The 19,614-nt window shown below is 35.0% G+C and carries 16 protein-coding genes and 2 pseudogenes; 1 reads left to right on the top strand and 17 read right to left on the bottom strand.

The features are described 5' to 3' along the window. Positions 1-4: 4 nt before the first annotated feature. The 10 genes and pseudogenes from ABWU58_RS01260 to ABWU58_RS01215 all read right to left on the bottom strand — a co-directional run. The gene (locus ABWU58_RS01260; protein ID WP_262986492.1) at positions 5-352 is read right to left on the bottom strand and encodes a phage tail protein; all 348 of its coding nucleotides are present in this window, start codon (positions 350-352) and stop codon (positions 5-7) included. After that, positions 352-2,643, bottom strand: coding sequence for a phage tail tape measure protein (locus tag ABWU58_RS01255; RefSeq protein WP_353283357.1), 2,292 nt, complete (start codon positions 2,641-2,643; stop codon positions 352-354). The genes ABWU58_RS01260 and ABWU58_RS01255 overlap by 1 nt, the downstream gene beginning before the upstream one ends. Before the next feature lie 109 nt (positions 2,644-2,752). Further along, positions 2,753-3,010 (bottom strand): phage tail assembly protein, encoded by a 258-nt coding sequence (locus ABWU58_RS01250; protein ID WP_262986494.1) that lies wholly within the window; start codon positions 3,008-3,010, stop codon positions 2,753-2,755. A 46-nt stretch (positions 3,011-3,056) separates the two neighbouring features. Then, positions 3,057-3,563: a phage major tail tube protein gene (locus ABWU58_RS01245; RefSeq protein ID WP_353283356.1), complete on the bottom strand. Its 507-nt coding sequence runs from the start codon at positions 3,561-3,563 to the stop codon at positions 3,057-3,059. Between the two features lie 14 nt (positions 3,564-3,577). Beyond that, a complete protein-coding gene (locus ABWU58_RS01240) occupies positions 3,578-4,765 on the bottom strand; it encodes a phage tail sheath subtilisin-like domain-containing protein (protein WP_353283685.1) in 1,188 nt (395 codons plus the stop codon). Then, entirely contained in the window at positions 4,758-5,318 is a 561-nt protein-coding gene (locus ABWU58_RS01235) for a hypothetical protein (protein WP_208571692.1), read from the bottom strand. Before ABWU58_RS01235 ends, ABWU58_RS01240 begins: the two co-directional genes overlap by 8 nt. Before the next feature lie 6 nt (positions 5,319-5,324). Next, positions 5,325-6,779: a hypothetical protein gene (locus ABWU58_RS01230; protein WP_353283355.1), complete on the bottom strand. Its 1,455-nt coding sequence runs from the start codon at positions 6,777-6,779 to the stop codon at positions 5,325-5,327. After that, positions 6,776-6,970 (bottom strand): hypothetical protein, encoded by a 195-nt coding sequence (locus ABWU58_RS01225; protein WP_264376462.1) that lies wholly within the window; start codon positions 6,968-6,970, stop codon positions 6,776-6,778. Before ABWU58_RS01225 ends, ABWU58_RS01230 begins: the two co-directional genes overlap by 4 nt. Next, entirely contained in the window at positions 6,970-8,154 is a 1,185-nt protein-coding gene (locus tag ABWU58_RS01220; RefSeq protein WP_353283354.1) for a hypothetical protein, read from the bottom strand. The genes ABWU58_RS01225 and ABWU58_RS01220 overlap by 1 nt, the downstream gene beginning before the upstream one ends. 6 nt (positions 8,155-8,160) lie before the next feature. Further along, positions 8,161-9,117: pseudogene (locus ABWU58_RS01215) on the bottom strand (DUF4815 domain-containing protein); the annotation flags it as partial. Positions 9,118-9,338: 221 nt separating this feature from the next. Here ABWU58_RS01215 and ABWU58_RS01210 point away from each other — a divergent pair. Beyond that, on the top strand, positions 9,339-10,310 hold the full coding sequence (locus ABWU58_RS01210; RefSeq protein ID WP_353282680.1) for an IS110 family transposase: 972 nt from the start codon (positions 9,339-9,341) through the stop codon (positions 10,308-10,310). 170 nt (positions 10,311-10,480) lie between these two features. On the opposite strand, the pseudogene ABWU58_RS01205 reads toward ABWU58_RS01210, so the two are convergent. The 7 genes and pseudogenes from ABWU58_RS01205 to ABWU58_RS01175 form a co-directional block, all read right to left on the bottom strand. Continuing rightward, positions 10,481-11,476: pseudogene (locus ABWU58_RS01205) on the bottom strand (DUF4815 domain-containing protein); the annotation flags it as partial. Positions 11,477-11,482: 6 nt separating this feature from the next. Next, positions 11,483-12,166: a hypothetical protein gene (locus ABWU58_RS01200; protein WP_353283353.1), complete on the bottom strand. Its 684-nt coding sequence runs from the start codon at positions 12,164-12,166 to the stop codon at positions 11,483-11,485. 292 nt (positions 12,167-12,458) lie between these two features. Beyond that, positions 12,459-12,947 (bottom strand): hypothetical protein, encoded by a 489-nt coding sequence (locus ABWU58_RS01195; RefSeq protein WP_353283352.1) that lies wholly within the window; start codon positions 12,945-12,947, stop codon positions 12,459-12,461. Positions 12,948-12,979: 32 nt separating this feature from the next. Beyond that, entirely contained in the window at positions 12,980-13,789 is an 810-nt protein-coding gene (locus ABWU58_RS01190; RefSeq protein WP_353283351.1) for an AAA family ATPase, read from the bottom strand. A gap of 16 nt (positions 13,790-13,805) precedes the next feature. Then, a complete protein-coding gene (locus tag ABWU58_RS01185; protein ID WP_353283350.1) occupies positions 13,806-14,615 on the bottom strand; it encodes an ATP-binding protein in 810 nt (269 codons plus the stop codon). Positions 14,616-14,632: 17 nt separating this feature from the next. After that, the gene (locus ABWU58_RS01180) at positions 14,633-15,133 is read right to left on the bottom strand and encodes a hypothetical protein (RefSeq protein WP_262986507.1); all 501 of its coding nucleotides are present in this window, start codon (positions 15,131-15,133) and stop codon (positions 14,633-14,635) included. 34 nt (positions 15,134-15,167) lie between these two features. Beyond that, positions 15,168-17,225, bottom strand: coding sequence for an AAA family ATPase (locus ABWU58_RS01175; RefSeq protein ID WP_264336553.1), 2,058 nt, complete (start codon positions 17,223-17,225; stop codon positions 15,168-15,170). Positions 17,226-19,614 lie beyond the last annotated feature (2,389 nt).

Here is a 19,614-nt window from a genome sequence, read left to right as displayed (position 1 = left end):
TAAATCACTTACTGTAACTTTTTAACTTCAAAATAAACTCAACTTTTCTCGGTTTTCCATCAGGAAAAAATAATATCTGCTTTTCTTCTACATTAGTAATGACAAAATTTCCAAATACACTTCCTGAATTATCAACTAGAACGTGTGGTTCTTGAGTGTTACGTATATTTTTTAGCTGTTCTAAGCCATTACTCTGATAACGTGAATAAATCACTCCTGTTAAATCAATACATTCAATTCCTGAACCAATGTTTTGTAGCGACGTTTTTTCAATACATTCAATTGTATACCACCTTTTTTCTTTACTGTATCTTAGGCTTATTGGTTCAAGCTTACATTTTCCAAGCAACATCAATGTAACTCTTCAACTATATCAAAAAGTGCCCCACGTGCTTGTTCTCTAAATCGTTCTATTACTGCATCAGCAACGCTGCGGACATCTTCAGACTTAATGTTGATATTAAACGTTTGATAGAATGCTTGGTTATATACTTTAGATTCCCTATTTTCATATCTACTTTTCTTGAATGCTTTCTCAATTTCTTCTTGTTCTATAGCTCTTTTTTCTTCTATAACACCTTTAACTTTAAAACTCTCAAAATTGCCTTTACTATTTTCTGAAAATTGTTTAATAGCACTATTACTTGTCAATGGGTTTCCGTTACTGAAAATGCTATTTTTAGAAAGCTTATTAACAAAATTTCCATTATTTTCAAATTTTCTAATCGGGTTATTCTCAGCAAATATGCTACTAACTGTATTTCCCATCCATGAAAAAGCTTTTCCTATAGGTTCAATGAGTGATTTCCAAAAGCTAGAGAAAAAGTCTTTCACTTTTTGCCAGTTAGTTAGAACATAAGCTGCACCAGAAACAAGACTCGCTATTAAAAGTCCAATTGGGTTAGTCATTACAGCTAGTGTTATTGCTCTTAGCCCTGTTATTACTGCAGGGAAAACTATGGCTGATAAAAATGAAAATGTTGCCAATATCGTTGCTTTAAGACCAAAAATTGTACTTCCTAATAAAGTAATTCCATAGCCTACTCCCACTACTAAGACTTTCAAACTTATCAAAGCTGCTAAAGTACTCATGATTACTGTAGTTAAAGTTGGATATTTTTCTGCAAAAGAAGCTATACGCTCTGTTATTGCTTTCAAACTTCCAGCTACATAATTTAAAGTAGGCAACATCACTGACCCTAGATTCATTCCAGCTTCAAATACTGCATTTTTAAGTAATTGTAATTTATTAGCTGTAGTGTTTGCCCGATTTTCAAATTCTTTCTGCATTGAGGAGCGGTACTTTCCTTTATCAGCTACCTGTTCAATAGCTTTCTTATAAATGTCTAAGCTTCCTACTAAAAGAGCAATGTCATCTTGAAACCCAGCGCCAAATAGATTCATAAGAATACCGGCACGCTCTTGATCGTCTATTCTTTTTAAAGTTTTAAGGAATTGTAATATTGCCTCTTGAGGATTTTTTTTAATGGTTTGTTCGAGCTCTTCTATACTTGTTCCCATCTCATCTAATGCATCGTGAAATTCAGGACTTTGCTCTCTTGCAGTCTGTAGTTTACTAAGAAAGTTATTTATAGCAGTTGCTGCTTTTTCAGGTTGTTTACCTAAACTTATGAACGTACTTGCTAAGCTACTTGCTTGATCAACTTCTAAACCAAACTGTTTAGCATTACCACCAATTCTATTTAATGTAAGAACCACTTCTTGTGCTTTAGCAGCGGTATTGTCTGAGAGATGGTTTATTATGTTACCTACATTTTCCATACCATCAACTTTAATTCCATAGACGTTGGATATTTTCGCAATAGCATTACCAGCTTCTTCTGCCGACATATCAAACGCTGTGGTCATTTTGGCAACTACTGTTGTAAACTTAATAAGATCATTTTTGTCAATACCAAGTTGACCACCACTTGCAGCTATTTGTGCTAATTCTGCAGCTGACAAGGGTATCTCCCGAGATAATTTCTTTAACTCTTTAGCAAACTTTAATGCTTCATCTTTAGTGTCATTTTGCACAAATTTTACTACTTTCTTTACATCAGCCATAGCCGATTCAAAATCAACAGCAACTTTAATTGGCGCTGCAAGCGTTAGCCCTAGCCCAATAGTCTCTATAATTTGTGACTTAAAATGTGCTTTGCTTGCTAAAAAACTTTGGTGGCTACGTATTGCAGACCCAAGCTTACCATACTTACCTTTTAGCACTTCAATAGAAGAACCAAGTTTATATTGATCACTTACTAATGACTTAATATTTCTTCCACTTTTTCTTACTGCTTCATTAAATGAATGCAAAGCATCTCTCTTTTTCAAATATGCTTCTTTTGCTTTTATTGCGGAGGTTTTGGCCTTGTCAAATTCTGCTTTTAAGGTTTTGCTCGGTTTCTCTATTGCCTTCATTTGTTTAGCTAAAGATTTTACTTGATCTTCAAAGCCCTTCCACGACCTCCTGCTAGTCAAAACATCATGACCCAACTGCTTAAATTTTGATACTGATTTTAAAGATGAGTCAAGCTTCCTTATGTTCTCACCAAGATAAGTAAGTTGATTACTACTGCCCTTTATTACAGTATTAAAACTGCCATCTAAAACAGCTCCGATTTTTATAGATAACGTTGACATTTAAGCTCCCTTGCTAATTTGCTCCATGAAATAAATTCACTAATCTCCATATCAAGAATGTGCTCAACTCCACCACCTATGATAGAGCCAAGCACTAGTATTTCTAATCTCAAGTTTTTTGGATAATTGGTGAAAAAAAATCCTTTAATACTTCTTGCATTTTTACATAATCAGCAATATCCAACTCTTCAATTGCTTCTTTTGCAACTGATGTCAGATTGGCAGTCAAAGTTACTTCCTTACTTAGATCACTACCATTAAGTCTCTCAATAGCTAAATAATCTCTAACTTTTGGACGTCTAATGGTAAGTTCTGAGACAGAAATTCCATCAACTGTTATTGGGTTATTAAGTTTTACTGTTGTCATACTTTCTCCTAAAAAATAAAATTCTAAAATCTTTTTAAAACTAAACCTAAATACCTAAAACCGTTTGCAGCAAGGCCATTTGATCAACACCATTTATCTTTCTAATCATATTTTCAGCATCGATTTCTATTAATTCATTACCACCTATCGTAAGTTTATAGTAATGGGCAGCTACAGTGCATTTGAGAGTGGCTTTTTCAGCAGGTTTCCAGCTGCCAAAATCAAATTCTCTGAATATGCCCCTAAGGTTGATTATTACTCCTTCAATATCATTGCTACCACTTCCTTGCATCCCTCCACGGAGCGTTAAAGATACTGAGTTTCCATCTATCAAGCCAAAAAGTCTAAATAGTTCTGAATCATACTCAGCGAAAGTAAAGTCTGCTTCAAGTTTCTCCATTCCCATGTCAATGCTTACTGGAATATCCATACCACCAGCTCTATACTCTTCCGTTTTTATGGTAAGCTTTGGTAGAGTAATTTCCTCTATTTTTCCTGCATAGCCCCTTCCATCTACAAAGACATTAAAGTTTCTCAATATTTTTGGCAGCATTTTCTTTTTTTCATTTATAAAATTTCATTATTTACAAGACGAGAGCGAAATGTTATCTGCTCCGCTGGATATGGTGGTGTAAATTCAAAGTCAAAGAATACTTTTCCACTTGCAATATTTGCTGGAGTATTAAGTTCCGGAGTTGCATAGCACTTTCCACTTAAAATTGCTCCTTGTGCTTTTAAGTTTGCCAGATAGGAATTCACCCCCTCAATTACATCATCTATATAAGTTTTGGTAATATTGCGATCAACTGCCCATAAATGAGCTCGAAGTAAACTATCATTGATTAAATCTGCAGTCCTTCTCACTGATAAAAAAGCCCATTTTGAGTCATTTGAACATGTTCTATTTCCCCAAAGCCTGTAGCCATTTTGATGAATTATCGTTGTTACTTCATTTTCATTTAAATGGTTTGCTCTACAATTTGCATAACCTAAGCTAAAATCAATAGGCCTGCTTGTTCCAACAATACCATTTATCTCTTTATTTGAAGGTGAGTGCCAAAATCCTTGTTCGCTATCTACTTTTGCTATTAAACCAGCTACAAATGGGCTTGCTGGCAAGGTTCCTTCTTTTCCTTCAATAAACACCTTAACCCATGGGTCAACAACGTAAACTCTTGAGCTGCCTACACTTTTTCTCCATTTTATTGCTTCTTCATCATTGGTATTTGGACCATCTGCTACTATTATGCTTCTCAGCTTTTCTGCTACTCCTATCAAAGCTGCTACTACTGGGTTTTTAGGATTTTCAGATTCAGGCAATTGATGAGTAAATTGAGGTGCAATTAATATTCTTGGAGCAACATGAATTATACTTTCACTGCTGAGGAATGCCTCTATCCCTTGATACTCTCCAGTCTCTTTATCAACACCGCCAATTATACTCTTCAGCGTCTCTTCTTCTTTTAGTTTTGGATCGCTGTTTTCACTTTCTTTAACTCGAATAACCACTACTGTTGCACCAATTTGTGTAAAGATAGAGCTTACTGCTTGTGGAAGGGTACCTGTTTTACCAAGCTTCGCAGCCTCTTTTAAGCTTCCTGCAATTAACACTGGCTTATTCAGTGGAAATTTTTGCTCATCTGCTTCAGGTGCAGTACCAATTACACCTATCACTGATGATTTAGCTGTACGTACTGTCTTTGCTCCTGAGGTTACCTCAATAACATTTACGCCATGTAAAAATTCTTCAGCCATTTCTTTGTATTTTTTTCCTGAAATCATCTAGCAAAGTCTGTAGCTCTACTTCACTTCTAGCTTCTTCAATCTTTCTTTTGGCTAAATCTTCAAGCTCTTCACATTTAATTATTGCTTTTACTGCTTTTTTCACTTTTTCCTCAATTATTCTTGCCATTTCAATAACCGTAATACCACGGACTTTTGCTAAAGGTTCTATAATTTCTTTATCCTTTTTATTCATAGATTCTGGTGCTGCTAGAATGCTTTTTGCGGCTTCCGCTTGAATCTCATAAGATTTAGCTTTTTGGTGAGAATGACCTGCATATTGGTGAGTATGATTATCATAATAGAAACGCATACTATCAAATGCACAAAGCTTCGCATTATCCAGTAACTCCTTTTGTATATCTTCTTTAGTACGCTGAGCAATTTCTCCTCCCTCTGTTAAACAATAACTTTTTTGCCAATCAAAATCTTCTGGTGCTTCATACCAATTATTTCCAGTTGGCTTGCTTTCAAGTGTTGTTGTTTCTACTTGTTTATCATTTTCAAATCTAATGTAGATAGACATTGTTTGTTACCTCCAAATCTCATGCGTGTTAGATAATCCTGGACATTGCCAAGCCTTTAGTGTTCTCTCTACATCCACCTCAAGCCCTGTGGTTAGAAAATTGCTACGTATGTTATATATTCCCCACTGGATAAATTGACCATAGTTGTATACATAATTTGATGCAAGCATACCTTGACTGACTTGTGTTCTGGAACATAGGTAAGATGATGTGTAAAGTAATGTTGCAACTGTTTTTCCTGCTGGAATCTCCACATTACCAGATCCGGCTAACTTGCTATCAGAACTCGTGTATTGGTAAACATTTTTCCATATTATTCTTGAAATTCTTGATTTATTAGAATTGGTATTATCTGGTGTTCCCACAAATAGTCCTGCACCCCCATACTCCGTACTAGAGTATGATGATCCAACAAATTCTATTGTTTTATTTATGTTCACATTCGTTGTATTTTTTATAAATACTACTCCAAGTGCAGCATATGGGTAATAGTATATCTCATCATAACTACCCGAAAAACTTTTTGTGCATAACTCTCCGTAAATAAATGTTCCTTTACTTCCCTCTATAAAATAGAGTTGTCTTGGCCGATAAAAACTAACGTAATCTGTATTGTACGTATGGCTACCTGCTAGTAGTTGTAACATATAGTCAGTTTTTGTTATATCACTACTCCACTTTCCAAGCTCTGTCGTAAAAGTTCCGTGGCCAAAATAATTATTTTTTCTGCCAAGTACACCAAATAAGAAAGGTAATGACCCTGGTTCAACCATGTTGCGCTTTCTTATTTCATTTATAAGAGACGCTTTTAACTGTTCATCCCGAGTTTTTACCTCATTAGAGATGTTTTCAATTCGAGTTTCTATTTCTCCTATAATTGATGAGCCAGGTGGTACATTATTAACAGCACGAAAATCTTCTACTAAACCTTTAAGACCATCTTTATGACTATTACTAATGCTATTTATTGCTGTAATATTGGCATTCTTTCTCGTATCAAGTAGTGATATATGTGAATCTGATGATGCTTTTAAAGTATTTAAGGAATTATCCCTAAGCTTGTTGATTTCATTAACAGAATCTGTTTTTACTGCAGTTATTGCTGATATTGAGTTTGTTTTATTGCTGTTTATATCATTTAGGTGTTTTTTTGCACTATCAAGAAGTTCTTTTAGCTTACCATCAGTCATCTGTACAATTTCAGAAACTGCACTTTTGTCGACTATTGATTCCAATGCTTTAGCAAGATATGCTAATTGATCTGGTGTACTGTTTGCTGCTAAATCCTTAAGCCTCTTTTGTAGTGCATCAATTATTCCTTTTACTTCAGTCATCTGCACAACGTTGGAAATAGCTTTTTTATCTGCTATCAATTCCAGCGATTTTGCAAGATATGCCAGTTGATCAGGTGTGCTACTTGCTGCTAAATCCTTTATCCTTTGGTATATTGCTTCTTTCATTTCCAAAAATTTAAAAAAGTCTCAAAATTAAACCGCTCAAAATTACTCTTAAGTTGATTATGCTCATCTTCTCTTTCGGTAATATCTTCATCTATTTTTTCTATAGCTCTTCGAATACGTACCACATCTTGAACTGCAATATTTTCTGGATGAGGCAGTGGATATCCTCGTTTGGTTTGGTCAACAGTCATTATGTGACAATCACTCTGAGATTTTTTACCTTAGGGCGATAAACAACTGTTCCACTTAAAACTAATTTTACCCTAGTCTCATTGCCATTAAAATTTGATAGCACATGAGTTCTCTCTACCAAATTTTCTCCAATTGGTTTTCCTGATGTTAAATTTACTAATTGCCAATCCACGTTTTTTTGTACATATGCTTTAACATCTGCAGTGCCAGGTATTAGCGCATCATATGTTATGGTAATTTTAGTGTTAGCTCCTGCTGTAATACTTCTTGTAACATAATCTCCAGACTCTGAAAGATTACCTAGAACTAGCTGTAACCCTGGATATAGCACTGGACTTTTTTCTTTTGACCCTTTTAAATTTGCCTTTACTGTTAACTCTCCAGATAGTCTTTCACGCAGCGCGAGCGGCAAGTTATCAGATAGAAAATTTTCTTTTCCCTCTTCATCTGTTAAGATAAATTCCACATTGGTATCAAATGCTACTTTTTCGACGTTCGTCAAAACAATTAAATCTGATACATTATTTACAGTAACTTTGCCCAGATCAACAACATGAGAAACTTCACTAAATTTTGCAGCTAGTAGTCGAAACGTTAAATCTAAATTTTGATGTGGAGTCCAGGTGCTTGCATTGCTCGATGATAGTAATACTCCTACTTGATATGGCTGACTTGTTACCCAACGGCTATTTACTGCATCATATTTGCCAAGTTCTGCTATCTTTACTGCAGTACCAGGATCATCAGTAAGCAGTACTATTGCATACTCCTCTCCTGCATGGCAAAACACTGGTGACCAAGTTATACGTGTTGCTGTGCCATCTATCTTTATATCTTTTGGCTCAATATAACTTTCAGCAATGACAGTCTGCGAGGGCATTCCCACTGCTGTTTCTCTAATCTGCACAGCAACACGTTTTTTGCCGTTATTTACAAACCATAACTCTAGACCTCCTATGTGTCTGCTCTCATTTAAAGTAAATGTTTGCGCTAAAGGATCAACTCTTCTTGCTGCGATCACTCTTCTTCTTTCTTCTATAGTAATAGTTTTTTTACCAGTATAAGTTGCCTCTCCATAGCTTCCTTTATCCCCATAAAACTGTACTAATTTAGTACCTGCTGGAATGTTTGCTGGTACTTTCACCTTTCCCTTTAATTTTCCCTGGTTGTTAGCTGTTAACATCTTTTTTTACGCTGTGGGTTGAATAATTGTTCCGTCAAATTTTATCTCTTTAAGCTTCTCACTTGGCTCAAAACCTTCAATTTCAAAATTCTGTACTGCTTCTCTCATAAATTCAGCTTCATATGAAGTACTTGACAGCAGCTCTGTTGTTTCTCTAGTATTAAATTCTCTAGTTACTAGACTTTTCCAGTTTGTGGTAACTTCCGTCCAGTGATCTATGTTTTTGTTCATGGTAACTTTTGCCGGAACTGGATCAAAGGCTTGATAAGGATTGATTTTAGCCTCACTAGTCTGTAAAAGCTGCTCCAGTACCGGCTCAAGTTCATACGGTAAAAGATAAGGTTTTGTGCTCTTTTCAACATCAATAATTTCTACGTCTATCGGTAAAATTAGTTCCTTATTTACTATTGCTGCAGATTGCAAAATTCCTTGATCACGCATATCATCATCAAAGAATGAATCAACAAATACTCCTTTTTTGGTGGTAGGTTCTCTTGAATTTGCATCATTGCGTAGACGTTCCTGTGCAACCAGCGCATAAAGATCATTTATTCCTTTTTTCATTGCTTCAAGCTCATTCATCGGTACAGCATGAATAGCATTATTCACTATTTTTACCCCTTCTTTTTCTCCGTTTTTCCATGTCTGATGAATGTAGCAGAGCAAAAGTTGTCCGCTAGGTGCTTTAGGCATTGATGGTCGCCAAGGGTGAGCTATACCTTTTATTCTCCTTACTACTCCTTTGCTATCGATAGTAATTAAATCATAGCGGGGCATTTTCCAGGTGTAATCAATCAGAACCAAGCTATTATCAACTGCTCCTTTTACTTTGCATCCCTCTTCACTTATATCTTCAGGGCTTACATGAGTACGACAGCGGTAAGTTATTTGATAACTACTTCCAGGAGCTGCCTCTTTACCTGGTAATGACCAATCAACGTTTCCTGCATTTAACTTATAGTCTTATATGTTAAAAATAGGTTTTTATAAGTACTACAAAGTAGTAATGTAAAGACATACAGAGAAGAGGAACCGTGTCCAGTCTTGGTCATAAGGACCGTAGTATAGCAAGGTTTTCTTCTCTGGTTTATACTGAAGTTCCGAACAACTGATTGAGTTTTTAGACTCGTATATAAGGGTGGAAAATACAGTATATATTGTTTATCAACATTTACGGAGGAATTATGAATTCATCAAATATTATTGCTGGCATTGATGTTAGCAAAGCTAAACTTGATATTCATATCCATCCACTTGGATATCATAAAGTATTTGAAAATAACGTGCAAGCTATTGATCAAATACTCGACTTTTTACGTTTGCATAATGTAAGCAAAGTTGGTCTTGAAGCAACAGGTGGATATGAAAAATTATGTGCCTATACTTTACTAAGCAATGGTTTTGAGGTATATGTTATTCAACCTAGATGGGTTAGAGATTATGCAAAAAGCCTTGGCGTTGCTACTAAAACCGATAAAATAGACTGTAGTATCATCTCACGTTATATTAATAATACAGATATGCGTGTTACTCCTTTAAAAGTTAGTAATGTTGATTGTTTGAGGCAAAAGCTATCTCGTAGAAATCAACTTGTAGAAATAGCAAAAATACAAAAAACCCAAGCTTACCAGGTAACTGATATATCCATAATAAAACAAATGGAAGAGCTACTTGCCATTTTACAAAATCAAATCCAAGCCTTAGAAGATGAGATGATGGAGTTGATTGATCAAAGTCAAGAGCTTAAAAGAAAATACATATCAATAACTAGTATACCAGGTGCAAGTAAAATCACAGCTATTACTATGATTTGTTATCTACCAGAACTAGGGACGCTTCAAGAAAAGCAAATATCCAGCCTTGCCGGGGTTGCACCTTTTAATCGAGACAGTGGTTTTAGTAAAGGAAAAAGGTGTATTCAAGGCGGTAGGTCACAAATTAGAACAGTTTTGTATATGTGTATTCTTAGTGCGCGGGAATGGAATTCTTACATAAAAACTTTTTTTGATAGGTTGTATAATCAATATAAAAAACCATATAAAGTTGCTTCTACCGCTGCTATGAGAAAGTTACTTTTACTTGCTAACTCCTTGGTAAGAGACGGTAGAGTGTTCACTGAGGAATATAGCCCTAAGTCTACTTCTCTAGTAAGTTAGTGTAGCTGTGGATAAGTACGCCCACATAAACTATAAGTACTTATACACAGCTACATCAATTAAGAGTTATAGCTTATATTATGTAAAAATACATTGAAGAGCACATTATATTTAACGGGCTAAATTTCTTTGATATTTTTCATTTTTCTATTGACTTTTAACACAACTGCTATACTATTTTCATAAATAACATTGCCTTGTTTAATTTGAATAATCTCAAGTACCGCAGAGTCAGGTATTGGATCAACAGCTCCTGAATATGAACCATGAGTAATGGTAATGGTTTTTTGAACGGTTATATCTACTTTTTTGATTTCACTTATTGGAAAATCATTAACTTTAAGTTCCATTACTCTTTGGCTATTTGGCTGAAAAGTATGCGGTTCTGATTCAACTGATTTTATATCTGGATCTTCATCAAAAGAAATGCGAATACTGTGAGGTAACTCAATCTCATAACCATCAACATGAGCTTTACCCTCATTAATCACAAATATTTCTTTTTTACCTTTTTTTACCCCTTCTTCTCCCTTTTCTTCTTTGTGGAGGAACATCACTTCAAGGCCATTTACGACGTAGGAACCATTTGCTTCTTTATCATAACGAGCAAGAGCAGTAGTTACTATGTTTGCTTGTGGTGGAGGTGAATGTTCTATCAATACTCCATTTTCAATATTGTAAATTGGATAAAATTCGCCATTTGTAGAGTTAACAGTAACACTTTCTACTTGGTATCCCCAAATGATGGAAACTTTAAGCCTTGCTGCGCCTACTTCCTGATAATTTCTTGTACCAACTGCAGGATCACGAAGGTTTTCATCCTCAAGTTCTGTAATCGTAGATTCTAGATAATAAACACCTATTCGAACTATAGTATTAAGAGGAATAACAAACTCTTCTTTTTCGACTTTTCTAACCGCTCCACGAAGATAGATTTTTCCTGATTCAAGTGTAACTTTACCAGTTTCTCTATCTATAATACAATTGCTTCCTGTTATAACATCACCATCACGAAATATTGCATCACCTATGCCTTTAAGCTTAGAGAGAGCATACTCCTGAGTCTCGTTTAATTCTGCTGATTGTAGACCTCTTCCTGCCAGGAACAAACTTTTTTCGTATTCTTTGTCAGGATTAAAGCGGTTATAATAACTATTTAAGGTCATTTTGTTTCAAAAAGTTACAACAAATGAAAAAGTTTCCCGAGTTGCAGATGTTCTGATAAGTGGTACGGTATGTTCTAAAACTAACAAAATTCCAGTATTTTCCACGTCTTTTGGCTCGAAATATCTCTGTCCTTCAGGTAATCCTTCTTTTATTTTAGTACCAACCATAACCCCTAATTCCCGTATAACTTGATTTGCTGCGTCCGTGAAATCGAAAGTAAATTTAAGGTACAAGTTATTAGTTGGTACATTTAAGGGCCTAAACCTTCCAGAAGGAGTTATAAGTTCGCCATTTTCATCACCTGTGCAGAATAGCACTTCATCTGCAGTACGTCTGCCAAGTTCATTCAAGAGCTTTATAGAATTTATAGGTTCAGGTGGTGTGCTTTCAGTATACTGTACAGTAACTTTATCACTTACTGGAATAGAGCTATTTTCCGTACGTTTTATTAGACCAGTACTACTATCAACTGTATAGTCAACACTTGGCTGATAAGTTGTTTGTCCGATAAAAACTTTTACGTCTTTAATGGGATGTTGATCTAGGGCTATTTCATCCTCAACAAAAACTTTTTCGACTTGATGACTACTTTCCCAATTGGCATCACCACTGCCCCAAGCAAGATGTAGAGATTGCTTTTTTATGCTTGCTGCTATTGCTGCTCGACCCGATTGTGTGAGTATTGACATGTTTGCCCCTCTTATTATATATATACCGGATTTCTCACAGGTTTTTCCGGAAAAAATGAAATTTTTTTTTGAAGTGCATTTCTATGCTTAAATATTCTTTTATCTTAAGAAACCAGAACTACTTTTTTCTTTTGAGAATATCGAAACAATGCTTTTTGACATATTGAAAATCAAAGCTCACAAACAGTTTCAAAAGACTCTGCATTTTATCGCTTCTTCTTTCAGCTTTACGTTTTTTCCTGCTGCATCTTTCATAGCCCTCTCAATGGCAGCAATCCATATTCGTCGTACTTCAAAATGGCAACCAATCAACTTCAGATTGTTCTGGAGTAATAACCGTAGCAATCTTGTTCTTTTCTCCATACCGATCAGCTTCAATACCAACTTTTGCTGTAAACTCTAACCCGTTAAAATCAGCTATAGAGTTGATTTTTCTAGCAGTAACTGCTTTCTCTGAAGTGTCATGTGCATGAATATTTCGTGCTGACTCCAAAATGCTTCTAAGCATAGAACGACCAGATTCTCCCCAGATGTCTTCTTCACCTTCTGCTTTGCCACTTTTAATACCAATTACTTGAAAAATCTTGCGTTTTGCATATGGACCTTCAGTGACAGTAAATTCAGCGTTTAAATAGATGCTGCCAGTAGTGTAGCTTTTCGTGAACCAATTTTCATAACCTCCAGGCTTTATTGCCATTTTTACCTTGACCATTGTACCTTTCGGTATTAAATTACTTTGCGACTTTGCAGTATTAAAATCAGTTAAAAAATCTGATAACATATTGTCTCCTATAAATTAAGTGAAAAAAAGAATCAGTTACTCCATTGGTCTACAACCTTCCAGCGACCATTTATCTTATTGACAAGCTTGCTTGCCACACGTTCACCATTTCGCAGCTCAAACACTATTTGACGGGTAGTGCTTTCTTCATCATGAGCAAACATCACCATGCCAGTGCTATAAAATCCACGTAAAGATCCAGCACCGCTTAGGCCTTGAAATGGATCTTCTTCTAACATTTTTTTGGATAGTTTTTTTGTATGGTGAGTGAGTATTATGCCCGAATCTGGATTGATAACATTTCTCAGTCTTTCAAGCGTTTTTTGCAAAAAGAATAGCATAGCGCTGTTGTCATTTTCATTACCATATTCACTTGAGTTAAAAATGTTACGAAGAGGATCAATCGCAATAATATCAGGTTTGAAACGCTCTTTAACAACATTTTTAATTTCATCTATTTCTTCACTACTAAATGATAATTGCACTCTTGGCGTGATAATTAAGTTATTGGCAGCTACATTCAAAAGTTCGTTATCCAGTTGAAGTTGTTGCAAACGTTCTTTCATATATTCATACTCAATTTCAGTTTGCATGTAGAAGATTTTCAAAGGTCTATTTGGTGTCATACCGAGAAATGATCTACCAGCAGCCATGTAAACAAGCCAAGAGATCAAAAAGTCACTCTTGCCGATTTTAGGTGGGCCACCCAGCACCAATAGACCTCTTTTTGTTAAAATCCTTGGTGAAATTATATCTTCTGGTATTGGCGATTGATCACTTAAATATTCCTTTACGCTATAAAAAGGGATTTTTTGACCGATGTTGAAAAAGCTTTGTTCCATATTACTCCTTTTAAAATTAGGCAACAGAAGCCAAGGTTTTGGCTTTAATTTTCGCAAATAATCTACCAAGATGCGGTTCTTCAACCATATCAAGGCAGCCACTGCGATCTTTAGCTGGATATCCCCAAGTATTAATAGTCTGACAGACAAATGAGCGAACCTCTGTGCCATCATCTTTCTTGATTCCAACCATGCTAATTACTTCATCAACTATCCCTGGAATCTCACTGGCAGTTTTAGCTCCTTCACATTGAGGTAGCCAGGTTGGACGATTGCAGTCATCGAGATATTGACCTAATGTGCCAACTATGATGATGTCTTTATCTCTGATATGTTGAAACTGATTGAGCCAAGCCATCATCTCTTGTGCAAGCAACCCATAAGCAGCTCTTTTATCTTCTTTTCCCGATCTATCAGAAAAACACTCAGGTTGCATCCTTGCCCATAAAAGACATAAACGTGAAGCAACGGTTATACTATCCACAAAGATGCATCGGTATTTAGAAACTTCAGAAAGAAGATCTTTGTGCTTGCTACAGGCATGCTCATAGTGTTTTTGACTATACGCTTGATCAGATTTTAGTGCAGGGTTCGGACCACCTATGAGACATGCAATATCTCTTGCCTCATTCCAAGTACGAATACTTACAGAATCCCCTTGCCAATCTTGAACAGCAAGTAAACCTGCCTCAAAATCAAGACAAAGTGTTGTTGACTCATCAAGAGTTTTAAGTAGGCTAGTTTTACCGATTCCATAAGGTCCAAAGATTACTACCTTCACACCTGTGACCATTTTTGCTCTTTCTTTGCTGTTTATTATTTTCATATTTTCCCCCCTTATAGTTAGAAATCTCGTTTTAGGTATGTTTTAAGGTGGGAAAACTCTTTGCGTAATTTGTTAATTGTGTCGTAGAGAGTTGATTTTGGTATACCAGTCCTTCTGGAAATTTCACAAATGCTGTGATCTTCTGCCAATAGTTTACATATTTTTCTTAACTCTCGAGGTAACTTTGCAATTGCCTCATTTACATCAATCCGTACCGCGGAGCTATATTCAAGACTTTCATCACTCTCTTCGTGTAAAGTTTCATCAACAAAATTAATGGTACGTTTTTTACATAGTTCTTTTTCTTTTAAATTGAGGGCACGGCATTTAACGTACTGTTTTATAAAATGCCCTTCAAGTTCATTAAGGCCAGGCAAACAGTCAAGTAAAAGATCTTGCTCAACATCTTCAATGTCTTTATAAGCAAAAGCTTTACCTCTTTTCAGAAGTTTAGCATAGTGTCGTATGTGTTTAACAACTTTTGGGTTAATACCAGTATAGGAATTTTTAGAATGCATATTTTCTCCCTCTAATTAAGAAATGATTAAAGTGTTAATTGTGATAAACCCAAGTATTTGGATTTTCTACAGGAATTACGCTGCCATAGTGTGGTGACTTGTAGTGTGTGGGTAGTAATCTGTGATAGACTGTAACCTTTTTGTTCTTCTCTGGATCAAATATTTTTTGCCCAAATTCCATACCTTCAACGCAAAGTACTCCGTATTTGTTTCTTGCAGCGTTTTTGCCTTCTTTGTTGAATTTAACGTAGCCTTTGGTAGCAAGAACATCGAGACGATCACGAATAGAATGTGTACTGCCGAGACCTTCTTTATTTTCAAATGCCTGACAAAACTGATTAATTGTATAAGCATGACCCTTACGTCCTTCTGCACATATTAAGTCCAAGATGATGTCATATCTGCGAGAACGTTCGGCATCTAGTTTTTCACCATAGTCTTTATTTATTAACCTTTGTGACTCAGCGTCAACTTCGTACCAATGACCATTAATTTTATCAACAAATTTTGGCATAACAGAATTTCCATTACGTAACTCAAACATCAGTTGACGATAGCTGTTCTTCTCATCAGGCCTAAACATGATCATTCCAGTGGTATAGAATCCTCGTAAGCTGCTAGCGCCACTAAAACTTTGAAATGGATCTTCTTCTAATAGTTTCTTTTGCATTTTCTTTGTATGGTGCACAAGAATAACTCCAGCATCTGGATTGATTAGAGAACGCAGTTTTTCAACTCTCTCCTGGAGAAAGAAAATCATGGCATTATTATCATTTTCGTTACCGTATTCATCAGCATCAAAAACGTTACGCAATGGATCTACCGCTATGATATCAATGGTGTTTAGGTCAAAGTTTCTTTCTGCTTCAGTTACGATATCTTTAATGCCATTTTCATTTAAAAGCAGCTTAGTCTGTGGTGTAATAACTAAATTGTTTGCAGCAAGTTTAATAAGTTCTTCACTAAGTTTCATCTGTTGCAACCGTTCACGCATATAGTGGTAACCGATTTCAGTCTGAAGGTAGAAGATTCTTAAGGGCCTTTTTGGCACCATATCAAAAAATGGAGTTCCAGATGCCATATGAAAAAGCCAAGAAATAAGAAAGTCACTTTTTCCCACTTTAGGCGCGCCAGCAAAAACTAAAAGACCACTAGGAGTTAAAACTCTAGGAGCAATTATGTCTTCTGGCATTGGTGATTTGTCATTTAGGTACTGCAATACAGGAAATGAAGTAACGTTTTTTGTATATGGGAGAGAAACAGTTGAGGTTAAAAATCTTTTTACGTCTACTCCTTCTTTAATACAATCAGCAGCATCCCAAGCTTTTGGTTTATCTTGTGGAATTTTAAGAATAGAAAGCGATGCAACGCCTATATCTAAAAGCTTCTTTGCAACATTTTCAGCATATTTCTGACCTGAACTATCGTTGTCTGGCCATATGGTTATGTGTTTACCTTTGAGTGGAGCCCAATCTGTTTTATTTACAGGTGAATTTGCTCCAAACATCATTGTTGTGGCTGTTATGCCCTTACTGATTAAACTTTCAGCACATTTTTCACCTTCAACGAAAACAATTTTATCGGATTTAATTATACCTGGAACATTGTACAAAGGCCTTGGATCTGGAGCAGTACTACTTGAGTTTTTTACATCAAAACAGCTATATCGTTTTTTCCCTGAAGTGCTATCATAACGGTAAATTTTAGCTATTACTTGATTATTTTCATCATGATAGTCCCAACATGCTATTAAATGTTCTGAAAATTCTTCTTTATGGTTTGTTGAGTGACCAAGCCATTTTTCTATATCTTCTATGGTATCAAGAAACTTAGTCTGACTAGTAACATCCCACCAGAGATTAAGTATATCTCCGCCTTCACCAGTAGCAAAATCGTGCCATAATCCGGCTCTTTCTCCTCTTGTTTCTACTACTAAACTTTTCCCTTTATCTCCTCTAATATTACCAACATAGAACTTACCACCGTGGAAAGTACCATTTGGTAATAAGTAGGATAAAGATGATTCTATTCTTGAGAGTAGTTCTGCTTTTACTTCTGCTGCTCTTTCAAATAAAGCTTGCTTGTCATGCATATTGTTTTCTCCTGTTAAAATAAGCTATGTTTGTTGACAAAATGTCTCTGCTACATAGCTCATGATGATGTTTTTAAAGGCTGGTAATTTAAAATACAGTCATAAATGGGTAGAGAGATGTCTCTGTACCTTTTACTATAGTAATACCGGATTTCTCATAGGTTTTTCCGGAAGAGTGGAGAAATTTTTTTCAAGCGTAAGTTGACACTGTCCATATTTACCCCAAATATTTACAATTCAGAAGACCAGGTCTGCTAGGTCTTACTATAGTAAGTTCAACAAAATTACAAAAACTGTTCACTTTTTAGAAAATTTTGCACAACTCCGTTCTCTTATCTTTCATATTCCCCTGTAGTATATATACACGTTCAATTTCAAATTCGTCCGAAAAACTACAAAAATATATAGGCAACACTAAAAAAGTTCTCTTCTGTAGAGGTAAATGGTGGTATTGAAAATTTAACTCTGCTCTCAACTTACACTCCTCAAAAAAATTACAAAATTTAATTTCATTTTAACTTTAAACAAAAAGGCCGCCTATAAGTTGCATCTGCATTATGTTGCAAAATATACTATACTTTGCTTATGAGAATAACCAAATAAGCCATCCTTTTTTCTCCTCCATAACAGATATATACTAGAAATGCAGTCTGAAATATGATTTGCTCTAAAATTTTTTTCATTACGATTTTTCTATTAAACTTTAATAGAGCTTAACGTGTTTACAATATACTCAGGGGAGAGATTTTCCGTCTATAAGAAGTAGCCACAAAACGCTATATTGGTAAAGGTATTCATAATAATTACTTGTGAATTAAGTACTTTAGATTCGAGATTACATAGATTTTTGGCAGTTTAAGCCATTTTAGATTGGAAAATGAAATCTCCTAAAAGGAAAAACCCGGCTATATTAAAGGGTTAAGAGTAATTTAAGTTTGAAATTCAAAAAAACTTCTTAATTGCTTTAAAAGCTAGGATTATAGAGGGTTTTTGAGTGTAGCCCAGTTTCAGGTAAAACCTTATATATTATATATATAATAAATAATAATATATAATAATAGAACATATAGGATATGTACCTTTCATAATACCTACCTAAATATTATTAACGCGCTTAAGTGTTTAATTTATTACTTTTTTAATTTTTAAATAACAAGTTAAGCAAAAAAACATGAACTGTAATAAGTTTATTATAATATAAACCTTAAGAGAAGTTCCGCGGTAGCCGTCTGCTCAACTGAAATGGTTTTCAAAAAGGCTAATATACCGTCCATTTAAATTTTTAACCGAAATATAAAAGTCATTTAAAAAATAAACTCAAGTGGCAACTAACCGGTTTTTTAAAGCCGCCTATAACCTACTCTAACTACTTATGCATACAGGTGGACCAGCTGCATTTCATGATATTAGTAGACATAAACCGAGTTATTGTAAGATAATTAAAGGTATCACTAAACTTTAATAGCCTTTAAAAATAGCTAAAGGTAACATTTTTATGGTAAATGCCTAATCTACTACTGTGGCCTATTCTTCAAAGTAAGGTTTTAAGGAGTAAAAAGCCGTTCTGAGTTTTCCAGCAAAATTTCAAAATAAGGAAATAGAAATATAATACACTTAAACCATTGAAATTCTGCATTTTTATCCATTTAATACCTATAAGACGTTATTTTTCCATTTCCAAAAGACTTAATGAATCAGATCGCCCTAAATAAAAATACAACACAGAGACAAAAATATGAAAAACCTACTATTGCATTTTGGATAACCTGAAAAAGATAAATGCTTACAAAAGACAAGATGGCTAATAATAGCGTTTTAAAGAGATTCTACGACTTCAGGGTACAATTGTACAATCAGAACCTAAGTTACTCATGTAAGGTAGCTCAAAACCCGGTTAAGAGTCATTTTTAAATTATTTCTTACCTTAAACTTTTACTTGCTATAAAAAAGGCTTACTCTAGTCTATCACGTTTTTTATTTGTTGTAAAATATTTTTTCAAAAAAAGTGGACGATCTTTTAAATCGGTGCAATAAAAGCTGGTTATTTTAGATAATCTCTATAAATAAATTGTAGGTGAAGTTAAAGAAAAAAAGTTTTGCCATAAACATAAGCTATGGAGCTCGTAAACTGCTTAAAATGGAGATAAAGATCTAAATTTATTTATTTACGTCTCCAATTTCATCGCGTACAATGGAGACAAAGATTTATGTTTTCACTATTTATTGGCAGATAGGGCTTTCTAAAGGGTGGGTCACCCCCCTTGAAATTAAAACAAAAGGTGGTAGACAAGATGTCAAACACAGATAACTCAACTACAAGCTGGTCTTTGTTGTAGTTATTTTCTCACCTGCTTTAATTAATTCATCAAAATCAGATTCATACTCTATA

Source organism: Wolbachia endosymbiont (group A) of Pogonocherus hispidulus (genome assembly GCF_964028195.1).
In the GTDB taxonomy this organism is placed as follows: Bacteria; Pseudomonadota; Alphaproteobacteria; order Rickettsiales; family Anaplasmataceae; genus Wolbachia.
The sequence above is the reverse complement of the archived record's forward strand: the minus strand, read 5'-3'. Positions and strand labels throughout refer to the sequence as shown.

Excerpts from the sequence above, each read along its gene's own strand:
- ABWU58_RS01255 (WP_353283357.1), bottom strand. The coding sequence starts at position 2,643 with ATGTCAACGTTATCTATAAAAATCGGAGCTGTTTTAGATGGCAGTTTT.
- ABWU58_RS01190 (WP_353283351.1), bottom strand. The coding sequence starts at position 13,789 with ATGGAACAAAGCTTTTTCAACATCGGTCAAAAAATCCCTTTTTATAGC.
- ABWU58_RS01225 (WP_264376462.1), bottom strand. The coding sequence starts at position 6,970 with ATGACTGTTGACCAAACCAAACGAGGATATCCACTGCCTCATCCAGAA.
- ABWU58_RS01175 (WP_264336553.1), bottom strand. The coding sequence starts at position 17,225 with ATGCATGACAAGCAAGCTTTATTTGAAAGAGCAGCAGAAGTAAAAGCA.
- ABWU58_RS01260 (WP_262986492.1), bottom strand. The coding sequence starts at position 352 with ATGTTGCTTGGAAAATGTAAGCTTGAACCAATAAGCCTAAGATACAGT.
- ABWU58_RS01185 (WP_353283350.1), bottom strand. The coding sequence starts at position 14,615 with ATGAAAATAATAAACAGCAAAGAAAGAGCAAAAATGGTCACAGGTGTG.
- ABWU58_RS01220 (WP_353283354.1), bottom strand. The coding sequence starts at position 8,154 with ATGTTAACAGCTAACAACCAGGGAAAATTAAAGGGAAAGGTGAAAGTA.
- ABWU58_RS01180 (WP_262986507.1), bottom strand. The coding sequence starts at position 15,133 with ATGCATTCTAAAAATTCCTATACTGGTATTAACCCAAAAGTTGTTAAA.
- ABWU58_RS01240 (WP_353283685.1), bottom strand. The coding sequence starts at position 4,765 with ATGGCTGAAGAATTTTTACATGGCGTAAATGTTATTGAGGTAACCTCA.
- ABWU58_RS01195 (WP_353283352.1), bottom strand. The coding sequence starts at position 12,947 with ATGTTATCAGATTTTTTAACTGATTTTAATACTGCAAAGTCGCAAAGT.
- ABWU58_RS01250 (WP_262986494.1), bottom strand. The coding sequence starts at position 3,010 with ATGACAACAGTAAAACTTAATAACCCAATAACAGTTGATGGAATTTCT.
- ABWU58_RS01235 (WP_208571692.1), bottom strand. The coding sequence starts at position 5,318 with ATGTCTATCTACATTAGATTTGAAAATGATAAACAAGTAGAAACAACA.
- ABWU58_RS01210 (WP_353282680.1), top strand. The coding sequence starts at position 9,339 with ATGAATTCATCAAATATTATTGCTGGCATTGATGTTAGCAAAGCTAAA.
- ABWU58_RS01230 (WP_353283355.1), bottom strand. The coding sequence starts at position 6,779 with ATGAAAGAAGCAATATACCAAAGGATAAAGGATTTAGCAGCAAGTAGC.
- ABWU58_RS01200 (WP_353283353.1), bottom strand. The coding sequence starts at position 12,166 with ATGTCAATACTCACACAATCGGGTCGAGCAGCAATAGCAGCAAGCATA.
- ABWU58_RS01245 (WP_353283356.1), bottom strand. The coding sequence starts at position 3,563 with ATGCTGCCAAAAATATTGAGAAACTTTAATGTCTTTGTAGATGGAAGG.